The organism is Actinospica durhamensis (genome assembly GCF_018139695.1).
GTDB classification, from domain to species: Bacteria; Actinomycetota; Actinomycetes; order Streptomycetales; family Catenulisporaceae; genus Actinospica; species Actinospica durhamensis.
In genome coordinates this window covers 1-12713 of sequence record NZ_JAGSOG010000250.1, presented here as the reverse complement: position 1 = coordinate 12713, position 12713 = coordinate 1, and the positions used below count along the sequence as shown (strand labels likewise).

At 71.3% G+C, this 12713-nt stretch carries 9 protein-coding genes and 1 rRNA gene; 1 reads left to right on the top strand and 9 read right to left on the bottom strand.

Translation table 11 applies throughout. From position 1 onward, the window contains the following. Positions 1-785: 785 nt before the first annotated feature. The 8 genes from pyrF to pyrR form a co-directional block, all read right to left on the bottom strand. Positions 786-1649, bottom strand: coding sequence for an orotidine-5'-phosphate decarboxylase (gene pyrF, locus KDL01_RS32375; RefSeq protein WP_368861691.1), 864 nt, complete (start codon positions 1647-1649; stop codon positions 786-788). Positions 1650-2211: 562 nt separating this feature from the next. Next, the gene (locus tag KDL01_RS32370) at positions 2212-3399 is read right to left on the bottom strand and encodes a quinone-dependent dihydroorotate dehydrogenase (protein WP_368861690.1); all 1188 of its coding nucleotides are present in this window, start codon (positions 3397-3399) and stop codon (positions 2212-2214) included. A gap of 2 nt (positions 3400-3401) precedes the next feature. Further along, positions 3402-6857 (bottom strand): carbamoyl-phosphate synthase large subunit, encoded by a 3456-nt coding sequence (gene carB / locus KDL01_RS32365; protein ID WP_212532477.1) that lies wholly within the window; start codon positions 6855-6857, stop codon positions 3402-3404. Next, the gene (carA, locus tag KDL01_RS32360; RefSeq protein ID WP_212532476.1) at positions 6857-8062 is read right to left on the bottom strand and encodes a glutamine-hydrolyzing carbamoyl-phosphate synthase small subunit; all 1206 of its coding nucleotides are present in this window, start codon (positions 8060-8062) and stop codon (positions 6857-6859) included. Before carA ends, carB begins: the two co-directional genes overlap by 1 nt. Continuing rightward, positions 8059-8631, bottom strand: coding sequence for a PH-like domain-containing protein (locus KDL01_RS32355; RefSeq protein ID WP_212532475.1), 573 nt, complete (start codon positions 8629-8631; stop codon positions 8059-8061). Before KDL01_RS32355 ends, carA begins: the two co-directional genes overlap by 4 nt. Then, positions 8628-9908, bottom strand: coding sequence for a dihydroorotase (locus KDL01_RS32350; protein ID WP_212532474.1), 1281 nt, complete (start codon positions 9906-9908; stop codon positions 8628-8630). Before KDL01_RS32350 ends, KDL01_RS32355 begins: the two co-directional genes overlap by 4 nt. After that, entirely contained in the window at positions 9905-10873 is a 969-nt protein-coding gene (locus KDL01_RS32345; RefSeq protein WP_212532473.1) for an aspartate carbamoyltransferase catalytic subunit, read from the bottom strand. Before KDL01_RS32345 ends, KDL01_RS32350 begins: the two co-directional genes overlap by 4 nt. Continuing rightward, on the bottom strand, positions 10870-11418 hold the full coding sequence (pyrR, locus tag KDL01_RS32340) for a bifunctional pyr operon transcriptional regulator/uracil phosphoribosyltransferase PyrR (RefSeq protein WP_212532479.1): 549 nt from the start codon (positions 11416-11418) through the stop codon (positions 10870-10872). The genes KDL01_RS32345 and pyrR overlap by 4 nt, the downstream gene beginning before the upstream one ends. A 434-nt stretch (positions 11419-11852) precedes the next feature. Between pyrR and bldD the strand changes: the two genes are divergently transcribed. Continuing rightward, positions 11853-12404: a transcriptional regulator BldD gene (gene bldD, locus KDL01_RS32335; protein ID WP_212532472.1), complete on the top strand. Its 552-nt coding sequence runs from the start codon at positions 11853-11855 to the stop codon at positions 12402-12404. A gap of 238 nt (positions 12405-12642) precedes the next feature. On the opposite strand, the gene rrf is transcribed toward bldD, so the two are convergent. Beyond that, positions 12643-12713 (bottom strand): 5S ribosomal RNA (gene rrf, locus KDL01_RS46855); the annotation flags it as partial.

Genomic DNA, 12713 nt, shown 5'->3' with positions numbered 1-12713 from the left:
ACGGGGGGCCGATGACGGGCGACGGGCGACGGGCGACGGGCGACGGGCGACCAGCGACCAGCGACCAGCGACCAGCGACCAGCGACCGCAACGGGTACAGCGACGGTGAGGTGACAGGTCTGCGATAACTGGCGTGCGGTGGTGCGGGCCACGTGCCGGCGCGCAGCCCGCGGCCGTACACCCAGCATCGCGGGCTCGTGCATGGCCGCGGACATGCACGCGCTCCAGCAGCTGTCGCATTCCGTTCTGCAGGCGGCAGATCGTGCGCGCCCACGCGGCGTGCACGGGCGCGAGTCCAACCGCCGGGCTCGTGCACCAGCCAGCTTGCTGGGGAAGGCGAGCGTTGGTCCGCCGAGTCCGCTCACCTGGAAGCGCTCTGAGAAGGAGCGGGTCAGTGCGACTCGGTCCATTCGCCGGGCGGGAGACTCGTGCACGCCCACGCAGCGGGCGCGGGCGCGAGCCCAACAGCCGGGCTCGTGTATCAGGCAACTTGCTGGGAAAGCGAGCGTTGGTCCGCCAAGTGCGCTCACCAGGCAGCGCACTTGGAAGGAGCGGGCCAGTTCCGCTCGGTCCGTTCGCCGGGCGGGAGACTCGTGCACGCCCACGCAGCGGGCGCGAGTTCAACCGCCGGCTCGTTCACCAGTCAGCTTGCTGGGATAGCGAGCGTCGGTTGCCGAGTGCGCTCACCGGGCAGGTCGCTGGGCAGGAGGCGCGTTAGTGCTCTCGGTCCGTTTTCCAGCCGGTTCATACGGCGGGTGGGCGTTCGCTCACTATGACGTCGAGCGTCAGTGGTCTGGGAAGGCGTAGCCGAGGGCGATGCGGCAGTCCTTCACGGCTTGGCGGGCGACGCGGCGCAGGACGGGGACGTCGGGGCCGTGGCGCAGGACTTCGCGTGACATGGACGGGACGACGTTGGCCAGTGCGTCGCCGAAGACGGCGCGCAGGTCCTGCGGGGTCGCGCCCTGGGCACCGAGGCCGGGGGCGAGCAGGGCGCCGTTGAGGCTTGCGAGGTCGAACGGGATCGGGTCGGTGAGTGTGGCGCCGATGACTGCGCCGACGGGGCCCATCGGCACGGCCGTGCCGTTGCGCTCGGCGGCCTGGGCCAGGATTGCGGCGCCCACGGCCGTGCCGTCGGGAGTCACTGCGCGCTGTACTGAGGCGCCCTCGGGATTGGAGGTGAAGGCGAGCACGAAGACACCGCAACCATTGCGCTCGGCGGCGCCGAGGAACGGTTCGAGGGCACCGAAGCCCAGGTACGGCGAGACCGTCACGGCGTCGGCGAACAGCGGGGATGACGGGTCCAGGTACGCGTCCGCGTAAGCCTCGACCGTGGAGCCGATGTCGCCGCGCTTGGCGTCGAGGATCACCAGCGCTCCGGCGGCGCGCGCCTCGGCGATGGTGCGTTCGAGCACAGCGATGCCGGCTGAGCCGAAGCGCTCGAAGAACGAGGACTGCGGCTTGAGTACGGCGATGCGGTCGGCCAGCGCCTCGACCACGGTCAGGGCGAAGCGCTCGAGCCCGGCCACGGAGTCCGGCAGGCTCCACGCGCCGAGCAGCGCCGCGTGCGGGTCGATGCCGACACACAGCGGGCCACGAGTGTCCATGGCCTTGCGCAGCCGTGCGCCGAAGGTGTCCTCGGGGCGCGGCAGCGGGCCGGGCTGCGTGGTCGAGTGATGATCCGTCGTGGTCACTGCGTCCTCCCAAGGTTCCCAATGTTGTGGTGCGAGGTCACTGCGCTACCCCGGCGTGAGGTCGACACGGCCTGCGGGTGTGAGGTCGGTGCGGCATGCAGGCGGCGCGAGGCCCGGCGACCACCCGGCGTGAGGACGCCGCTGCCCACCGGATATGCGCCCACTGCGACCCGCAGGCGCGAGGCCCGGCGACCACCCGATGTGAGGTCACCGCAGTTCACCGCATATGTGCTCACTGCAGCCTGCAGGCGCGAGGTCCGGTGACCACCCGGCGTGAGGGCGCCGCTGCTCGCCGGATATGCATTCGTTGTAGCCTGCCGGCGTGAAATCCCGTGGCTGCCCTGCGGAAAGTCACCACTGTCCACCGGATGTGCGGTCGGTGAGACCCACGGGCGCGAGGTCACTGCGGCCTGCGGGCGTGAGGTCAGTGCGACGCGCAGGTGTGAGGCCGTTGCGACGTGCGGACGCGTGATCCCAGCGGCAGCCGGATGTGCGGCCACCGCCATCGTCGGCCGCATAGTCACTGCGAAGCCCCGGACGTACTATCCCCACGACCATCGTTACCACCACGGCCCTGATGGCCCTGATCAACCCCGTGCCCGTGCCCATGTTCGTGCCCGAGCCCGCGTCCCCGTCCCCGTCCCCGCCCACGACTCAGGCCGCGGTGGATTCGGCGGGCCCAGAAGGGGCCCTGGTAGATGAAGCCGGTGTAGCCCTGCAGCAGGGTTGCGCCGGCGTCGAGGAATTCCTGGGCGTCGGCTGCGGTGGTGATGCCGCCTACGCCGATGAGCGTCATCTCGGGGCCGACCCTGGTGCGCAGGGCGCGCAGTACTTCGAGGGCGCGGGGGCGCAGGACTGGGCCGGATAGGCCGCCTGCGCCGCGGGCTTCTACTTCGGGGCGGGGGGTGGCTAGGCCTTCGCGGGAGATGGTGGTGTTGGTGGCGATGATTCCGTCTAGGCCGATCTCTACGGCCAGGTCGGCTACTGCCGTCACGTCTTCGTCGGCTAGGTCGGGGGCGATCTTGACCAGGAGTGGGACGTGGCGGTCGGGGACTGCTTGGTTCGCTGCTTCCCTCACTGCGAGCAGCAGGGGCCTGAGCACCTCCACGGCCTGGAGGTTGCGCAGGCCGGGGGTGTTCGGGGAGGAGACGTTGACCGTCAGGTAGTCGGCGTACGGGGCGAGCGCGGTGGCGGAGTGCACGTAGTCTGCGATGGCCTCCTGCTCGGGGACCAGCTTCGTCTTGCCGATGTTCACGCCGACGATCACGGGGTCGGGGCGGCGCCGGCCTCGGAGCTTCTCGGCTCGGCGGGCGAGGCGGTCGGCTACGGCGTCGGCGCCGTCGTTGTTGAAGCCCATCCGGTTGATCAGGCAGCGATCCTGCGTCAGCCGGAACAGCCGGGGGGCTTCGTTGCCGGGCTGGGGCCTGCCGGTGACCGTGCCCACCTCGACGAAGGCGAAGCCGAGTGCGGCCAGGCCGTCGATGCCGACGGCGTTCTTGTCGAAGCCGGCGGCCAGGCCGAAGGGGCCGGGGAACTCCAGCCCCAGCGCCTTGACGGCGAGCGCCGGGTCGCGGGGGCCGAGGACGGACCGCAGTGCCGGGGCCGCGCCGGGGATCGCCGCGGTGGCCCGGATCGCGCCGAACCCGAGGTGGTGGGCGCGCTCCGGGTCCATCTTGGAGAACACGGCCCGGAAGAGGGCCTGATACAGCATCACACCGCTCCGTCGTGGTGCGCCTGCGGCGAGTCGGGGGTGATCTCGCCACCGTGCGAAGCGCCGCCGACCCCGCCATCACGGCGGCCGGGCTGCGAGGAATCGACGCCGATCGCGCCATCGCGGCCTGCCCGCGCCGAGCCGACGCCGGCCTCGCCGTCACGATGCGCCTGGAGGCGCTTGGCGTGCTCCTGCAGCGAGCCGACGCCGATTTCGCCGCGCAGCTGCGCCTCGATGCCCTGGACTGCGGCGGCGAGGCCCTGGACCGTGGTGATGCAGGGCTTGCCGGTCGAGACGGCCGCGGTGCGGATGTCGTAGCCGTCCAGACGGGGGCCGACGCCGTAGGGGGTGTTGATGATCAGGTCGACTTCGCCGGCCAGGATCCGCTGCACGATGGTGGGCTCACCCGCCGGTCCGGTGCCCTCGTACTGCTTGCGCACCTGCGTGGCGAGGATGCCGTTGCGGCGCAGCACTTCCGCGGTGCCCTCGGTGGCCAGGATCTCGAAGCCGAGGTCGGCGAGCACCTTGACCGGGAAGATCATGGAGCGCTTGTCCCGGTTGGCCACGGAGACGAACACCCGGCCCTTGGTCGGCAGTGCACCGTAGGCGCCGGCCTGGGACTTGGCGAACGCGGTGCCGAAGTCGGCGTCGATGCCCATGACCTCGCCGGTGGACTTCATCTCCGGGCCGAGCACCACGTCCACGCCTTGGCCGTCGGGGGTGCGGAAGCGCGACCACGGCATCACGGCCTCCTTGACCGCGATCGGCGCGTCCAGCGGCAGCGTGCCGCCGTCGCCGACGACCGGGAGCAGGCCCTCGGCGCGCAGGTCGGCGATCGTGGCGCCGAGGGAGATGCGGGCGGCCGCCTTGGCCAGCGGCACCGCCGTGGCCTTGGACACGAACGGGACGGTGCGCGAGGCGCGCGGGTTGGCCTCGAGGACGTAGAGGATGTCCCCGGCGAGCGCGAACTGGATGTTGATCAGCCCGCGTACTCCGACGCCGCGTGCGATCAGCTCGGTGGAGGCGCGCAGCCGCTTGATGTCGTGGCTGCCGAGGGTGATCGGCGGCAGCGCGCAGGCGGAGTCGCCGGAGTGGATGCCGGCCTCCTCGATGTGCTCCATGACGCCGCCGAGGTAGAGCTCCTCGCCGTCGAACAGGGCGTCGACGTCGATCTCGATGGCGTCGTCGAGGAAGCGGTCCACCAGCACCGGGTGCTCGGAGATCAGGCCGGCGTGGCGCTCGAGGTACGAGGCGAGCGAGGGCTCGTCGTACACGATCTCCATGCCGCGCCCGCCGAGCACGTAGCTCGGACGCACCAGCACCGGGTAGCCGATCTCGTCCGCGATGCCCTTGGCCTGGTGGAACGAGAACGCGGTGCCGTGCTTCGGGGCGTTGAGCCCGGCTTCTTCCAGCACCCGCCCGAACGCGCCGCGCTCCTCGGCGAGGTGGATGGCCTCGGGGCTGGTGCCCACGATCGGCACGCCCGCGTCCTTGAGCCGCTGCGCCAGGCCCAGCGGGGTCTGGCCGCCGAGCTGCACGATCACGCCCGCGACCGGTCCGGCCTGGGACTCGGCGTGGAAGACCTCGAGCACGTCCTCCAGGGTGAGCGGCTCGAAGTAGAGCCGGTCGGAGGTGTCGTAGTCGGTGGAGACGGTCTCCGGGTTGCAGTTGACCATGACGGTCTCGTAGCCGGCCTCGCGCAGCGCGAAGGAGGCGTGCACGCAGGAGTAGTCGAACTCCACGCCCTGGCCGATCCGGTTCGGGCCGGAGCCCAGGATCAGCACGGCGGGCCGCTCGCGCGGGGCGACCTCGGTCTCCTCGTCGTAGGAGGAGTAGTGGTACGGGGTGGCCGCGGCGAACTCGGCCGCGCAGGTGTCGACGGTCTTGTACACCGGCCGCACGCCCAGCGCGTGGCGCACCGCCCGCACGACGGCCTCGTCCATGCTGCGGATCTCGGCGATCTGCGTGTCCGAGAAGCCGTAGCGCTTGGCCCGGCGCAGCAGCGCCTCGGTGAGGTCCGGGGCGGCCGCGATTTCCTGCGCCACCTCGTGGATGAGCTGGAACTGGTCGATGAACCAGGGGTCGATCTTGGTGGCGTCGAAGACCTCTTCGAGGCTCGCGCCTGCGCGCAGGGCTTCCATGACGGTGTTGATCCGGCCGTCGGTGGGGATCGCGGACTTGGCCAGCAGGGCGGCCTTCTCGCCGGCGTCGGCCTGACCGGCGAAGGAGAACTCCGAGCCCTTCTTCTCCAGCGAGCGCAGCGCCTTCTGCAGCGCCTCGGGGAAGTTGCGTCCGATCGCCATCGCCTCGCCGACCGACTTCATGGTCGTGGTGAGCGACGCGTCGGCGAGCGGGAACTTCTCGAAGGCGAAGCGCGGGACCTTCACCACGACGTAGTCGAGGGTCGGCTCGAACGAGGCCGGGGTCTCGCGGGTGATGTCGTTCGGGATCTCGTCCAGGGTGTAGCCGACGGCCAGGCGCGCGGCGATCTTCGCGATCGGGAAGCCGGTGGCCTTGGACGCGAGCGCGGAGGAGCGCGAGACGCGCGGGTTCATCTCGATCACGATGATCCGGCCGTCGTCCGGGTTGACCGCGAACTGGATGTTGCAGCCGCCGGTGTCCACGCCCACGGCCCGGATGATGTCGATGCCGATGTCGCGCAGCCGCTGGTACTCGCGGTCGGTCAGCGTCATCGACGGGGCGACGGTGATCGAGTCGCCGGTGTGCACGCCCATCGGGTCGAGGTTCTCGATCGAGCAGACCACCACGACGTTGTCGGCGCGGTCCCGCATGAGTTCGAGCTCGTACTCCTTCCAGCCGAGGATGGACTCCTCCAGGAGCACCTCGGTGGTGGGCGAGAGCTGCAGGCCGGTGCCGGCGATGCGGCGCAGGTCCTTCTCGTCGTGCGCGAAGCCGGAGCCCGCGCCGCCCATGGTGAAGGACGGGCGCACCACGACGGGGTAGCCGCCGAGGCGCTCGACCGCGGCCAGGCAGTCGTCCATGGAGTGGCAGATCACCGAGCGGGCGGACTCGGCGCCCACCTGCGCGACGATGCCCTTGAACTTCTCCCGGTCCTCGCCGCGCTCGATCGCCTCGATATCGGCGCCGATGAGCTCGACCCCGTACTTCTCCAGCACACCGGCCTTGGCCAGCGAGACCGCGGTGTTGAGCGCGGTCTGCCCGCCGAGGGTGGGCAGCAGGGCGTCCGGGCGCTCCTTGGCGATGATCTTCTCGACGAACTCCGGGGTGATCGGCTCGACGTAGGTGGCGTCGGCGAATTCGGGGTCGGTCATGATGGTGGCCGGGTTCGAGTTCACCAGCACCACGCGCAGGCCCTCGGCCTTGAGTACGCGGCAGGCCTGGGTGCCCGAGTAGTCGAACTCGCAGGCCTGGCCGATGACGATCGGGCCAGAACCGATCACCAGTACCGACTTGAGATCTTCCCGCCGCGGCATCAGGCCCCGTCCTTCCGGTGCTCGTTGTGCGCCGGGTCGTTCCGGTGCTGGGTCATCAGGTCGGTGAAACGGTCGAACAGGTAGGCCGCGTCGTGCGGTCCTGCCGCCGCCTCGGGGTGGTACTGCACCGAGAACGCGGGCACGTCCAGGGCGCGCAGGCCCTCGACCACGCCGTCGTTGAGGTTGACGTGGCTGACCTCGACCCGGCCGTAGGGGGTCTCGGAGACGCGGTCGGCCGGGGCGTCCACGGCGAAGCCGTGGTTGTGCGCGGTGACCTCGACCTTGCCGGTCAGGCGGTCCTGCACGGGCTGGTTGATGCCGCGGTGGCCGTACTTGAGCTTGTAGGTGCCGAAGCCGAGGGCGCGGCCGAGGATCTGGTTGCCGAAGCAGATGCCGAACACCGGCGTGCGCCGCTCGAGCAGGCCCTGGACCAGCGCGACCGGTCCGTGCGCGGTGGCCGGGTCGCCCGGGCCGTTGGAGAAGAACACCCCGTCCGGGCGCAGTGCGAGCACCTGCTCGAGGGTGGCGTCTCCGGGCAGCACGTGCACCCGGATACCGCGCTCGGCCATCCGCTCGGGCGTCATGGTCTTGATACCGAGGTCGATCGCCGCGACGGTGAACTTGTGCGTGCCGACGGGCTCGATGACGTACGGCTCGGCCGTGGTGACCTCGCCCACGAAGTCGGCCCCGGCCATCTCCGGGCTGGCCAGCACCCGCTGCACCAGCGCGGACGGGTCGGCCTGGGCGGAGACCCCGGAGAAGATGCCCACCCGCATGGCCCCGCGCTCGCGCAGGTGGCGGGTCAGGGCGCGGGTGTCGATGCCGCTGATGCCGACGATGCCCTGGGTGCGCAGCTCCTCGTCGAGGCCGCGGCGCGAGCGCCAGTTGGAGGGGCGGCGGGCCGGGTCGCGCACGACGTAGCCGGACACCCAGATCCGGCCGGAGTCGGCGCCGGGGCGGCGGGACTCGGCGTCCTCGTCGTTCACGCCGGTGTTGCCGACGTGCGGGGAGGTCATCACCACGACCTGCCCGCAGTAGGACGGGTCGGTGAGCGTCTCCTGGTAGCCGGTCATGCCGGTGGAGAAGACGGCCTCGCCGTAGGTCTCGCCCACGGCGCCGTAGGCCTCGCCGCGGAAGCTGCGGCCGTCCTCGAGGACGAGTACGGCCTCCTCGCGGTGGTGCGGGGCGTGCGTCTCGCTGGTCACGCGGACGCTCCTTCCTTGCTCAGGGCGTTGATCGCGTCGACGAGCACTTCACGCTCGGCCTTGGCCCGCGGGTGGAAGCCGGTGTCCAGGGTCCGCTCCCCCAGCCGCCAGGTCACCAGGACGACGCCGGTGCCGCCGGTCACCTTCCCGGCGATGCCCGGGGCGAGTTCGGCGCTGACCAGGTCCGCGGCCGGGATGAACAGGTCGGGTGCGGCCTCGCGGGCGAAGAAGACTCCCTCGCCGGTGACCGAGACCCAGGCGTTGCTGCGTACGCCGAGCCCGTGCACGGCGATCCGGTCGAGCCAGTCGCCGTGGGTGGTGGTCGAGCCGTAGACGCCCTCGACGCCGGCGGCCGGGTCCAGCGGGCTCGGCGCGACGGAGGCGGGCGCGGGCAGGTCGGACTGGCGCGCGGCCCGGCGCTGGTAGCCGCGCCACATCAGCGCGCACAGCCCGCCGAACACCGCGAGCAGCAGCACGGTCAGTCCGAGGCGCGCGGCGAGCTGCGTCACCGGGGCACTGTGCTCACCCGAGGCGAGCACGGACGCGGACGCGGTGGTCAGAGCGCTCACCGATCCACCACCTTTCCGTCGAGCACCGTCGCCGTTCCGCGCAACAGGGTCGCGTGGACGGCGCCGGGCAGTTCGAGCCCAGCGAAGGGCGTGTTGCGCGAGCGCGAGTGCAGGCTCGCGGGCTCGATCACCCGGGCAGCGGCCGGGTCGAGCAGGGTGAGGTTGGCCGGTTCGCCCACCTCGAGCGGGCGGCCGTGCTCCTCGAGCTGGCCGATCCGGGCGGCGCGCACGGACATCCGGTCGGCCACGCCGGCCCAGTCCAGCAGGCCGGTGGCCACCATGGTCTGCTGCACCACGGACAGGGCCGTCTCCAGACCCAGCATGCCCATGGCCGCCACGGCCCACTCGCAGTCCTTGGCCTCGACCGGATGCGGGGCGTGGTCGGTGGCGACGACGTCGATGGCGCCGTCGGCCAGACCCGCGCGTACGGCCTCGACGTCGTCCTTGCTGCGCAGCGGCGGGTTGACCTTGTACACCGGGTCGTAGCCGCGCACCAGGTCCTCGGTCAGCAGCAGGTGGTGCGGGGTGACCTCGGCGGTGACCGGGTAGCCCTTGGACTTGGCCCAGCGCACGATCTCGACCGAGCCGGCCGTGGACAGGTGGCACACGTGCAGGCGGGAGCCGGTGTGCGCGGCGAGCAGGACGTCGCGCGCGATGATCGCCTCCTCGGCGACCGCGGGCCAGCCGCGCAGGCCGAGCACGTCGGACAGCTCGCCCTCGTTCATCTGCGCGCCCTCGGTCAGCCGCGGCTCCTGCGCGTGCTGCGCGACGACGCCGCCGAAAGCCTTGACGTACTCCAGCGCACGGCGCATCAGCGCGGCGTCCGAGACACAGTGGCCGTCGTCCGAGAAGATCCGGACCCGGGCCGCGCTCTCGGCCATCGCACCGAGCTCGGCCAGGCGCTCGCCGGCGATCCCGACGGTGACGGCGCCGACCGGCTGCACGTCGCAGTAACCGGCCTCGCGCCCGAGCCGCCAGACCTGCTCGACCACGCCCGCGGTGTCGGCCACCGGGTCGGTGTTGGCCATGGCGTGCACGGCGGTGAAGCCGCCGGCCGCGGCGGCGCGGCTGCCGGAGAGCACGGTCTCGGCGTCCTCGCGGCCGGGCTCGCGCAGGTGGGTGTGCAGGTCGACCAGGCCGGGCAGGGCGATCAGGCCGGCCGCGTCGATCACGGTGGCGTCCGGCGCGGGCGCCTCGGCGATCCGGCCCTCGCGCACGTACAGGTCGCGCGCCGGGCCGCCGAGCGGGCTCGCCCCCTTGATGGTCCAGTTCGTCATCGCCGCTCTCCTTCGTCCTCGGTGCCGATCGCCGGTTCGCTGCCGCCGAGCAGCAGATAGAGCACCGCCATGCGGACCGAGACGCCGTTGGCGACCTGCTCGGTGACGGTGGAACGGGCCGAGTCGGCCACTTCGGCGGAGATCTCAAGACCGCGGTTCATCGGTCCCGGGTGCATGACCACGGCGTGCTCGGGCAGTTGGGCCATGCGGTCGGCGTGCATCCCGTAGCGGCGCGAGTACTCGCGCTCGGTCGGGAAGAAGGCCTGGTCCATCCGCTCGCGCTGCACCCGCAGCATCATCACGGCGTCGCTCTTGGGCAGCACCGGGTCGAGCGCGTAGGAGGACGAGCAGGGCCAGCCCTCGACGCCGAACGGCATCAGCGTGGGCGGGGCCACCAGGGTGACCTCGGCGCCGAGCGTGGCGAGCAGCCGCACGTTGGAGCGGGCCACCCGGCTGTGCAGCACGTCGCCGACGACGGTCACGCGGCGTCCCTCGAGCCCGCCGAGGCGCGCGCGCAGGGTGTAGGCGTCGAGCAGGGCCTGGGTCGGGTGCTCGTGGGTGCCGTCGCCGGCGTTGACCACGGCGCTGCGGATCCAGCCGGCGTGGGCCAGCCGGTGCGCGCCGCCGGAGGCCCAGTGCCGCACGACCACGGCGTCGGCGCCCATGGCCTCGAGGGTGAGCGCGGTGTCCTTGAGCGACTCGCCCTTGGACACGCTCGAACCCTTGGCGGAGAAGTTGATCACGTCCGCGCTCAGCCGCTTGGCCGCGGTCTCGAAGGAGATCCGGGTGCGGGTGGAGTCCTCGTAGAAGAGGTTCACCACGGTGCGGCCGCGCAGCGTCGGCAGCTTCTTGATCGGACGGTCGGCCAGCCGGGCGAACTCGGCCGCGGTGTCCAGGATCAGCATGGCGTCCTCGGCCGAGAGGTCGGCGGTGGACAGCAGGTGCCTGCGGGGTCCGGCGCTCATCGGCCCGCCTCCCGCTCCGGCTTGGTGCCGAGCAGCACCGCGTCCTCGCGGTCGATCTCGGCCAGGCGGACCTGGACCGTTTCACGCTGCGCGGTGGGCAGGTTCTTGCCGACGTAGTCGGCGCGGATGGGCAGTTCCCGGTGGCCGCGGTCGACCAGGACGGCGAGCTGCACGGCGCGGGGCCGGCCGAGATCGGCCAGCGCGTCGAGCGCGGCGCGGATGGTGCGGCCGGAGAAGAGCACGTCGTCGACCAGCACCACGAGCTTGCCGTCCACGCCGCCGTCCGGGATCTCGGTGTGGCCCAGCGTGCGGGCGGGCCGCAGGCGCAGGTCGTCGCGGTACATGGTGACGTCGAGGGTGCCGTGCGGCAGCGTGCGCCCCTCGACCTCGGCGATCTGCCGGGCCAGGCGGGCGGCCAGGTGCGCGCCGCGGGTGGGGATGCCGAGCAGCACCGCGTCGTCGGCGCCCTGGGTTCGTTCGAGGATCTCGTGCGCTATGCGGGTCAACGCCCGCTGCACGGCGGCCGCGTCGAGCACGGCTCGCATGGGAGCCGGAGCGCGCAGCCCGGAGGCGGCGTTCTCGGCCGCGGTGGGTACGGTCACATCGGTCATGCCGAAGCAGACCCCCTTCCCTGCCTCACAGGACAGGACTTAAAGGACGTCGGACGCGCTCCACCCTATCAGGGCGAGTGATCACACGTGTCCACGGGTCAAAACCCCGTCAAGAGCGCCCCCCGATTGCGCCAAACGCCGGCGACCGGTACCCCACCGCACTGCCGAGGCACGTCGTGGACGACGGGTTTCAGCCAGGGAGGCGGGTGCGAGAGCACATTGATCGTGACATAAGCTGTCAGATATAGAAACGCCGGTCATCAGATGACCTGCTGCCTTGACGAAGGTAGGTTACTCTGCGTAACATCCGTCAAGGTCGCCGGGATGGCTGACCGCGAACCACCATGAGCCTTCGATGGGGAGATCCTATGTCTACCGAGTACGCCAAGGCGCTGGGCGCCCGGCTCCGCGCGATCAGGACCCAGCAGGGTCTTTCGCTGCACGGTGTCGAGCAGAAGTCCCAGGGTCGCTGGAAGGCTGTCGTCGTCGGCTCCTACGAGCGCGGCGACCGCGCCGTGACGGTGCAGCGTCTGGCCGAGCTGGCGCACTTCTACGGTGTGCCGGTGCACGAGCTCCTGCCGGGCGGCAGCCCCAACGCCGCGGCCGAGCTGCCGCCGAAGCTCATGCTCAACCTTGAGGTGCTGCAGAACCTGGGCGAGGACAAGGCCGCCCCGCTGCTGCGCTACGTCGCCGCCATCCAGAGCCAGCGCGGCGACTACAACGGCCGGGTGCTCTCCATCCGCCAGGACGACCTGCGCACGCTCTCGGTCATCTTCGACCTGCAGCCGTCCGTGCTGGTCGACCTGCTGATCGAATGGGGCGTGCTCGACCCCGACGCCCGCCGTGCGGTCAACTTCGACACCGACTTCTCCGACTCGGACCTCGACGAGGAAGAGCTGCTGGACGAGGACGAGGACTAAGCCGAGGGAACACCCCAGGCTCTGCACAGCCCCAGAAGGGCGTGATCCCCCGCAGCCGGCGCGAAGCCGGCAGCGGGGGATCACGCGTTTGTGGGGCTTGTTTATACGGCCTGCCTGTGGGGCCTGACGCTGTTCCCGGATGTCCGCATGTGGGGCCCGACGCTGTTTCCGTATGTCCGCATAAACGCCTGTAGGCCCCTGACCATTGCTGGTCGGGGGCCTACGGGTTTCACGGTGAGTGCGGCGGCGTCCTACTCTCCCACCAGGTCTCCCTGGCAGTACCATCGGCGCTGGCGGGCTTAGCTTCCG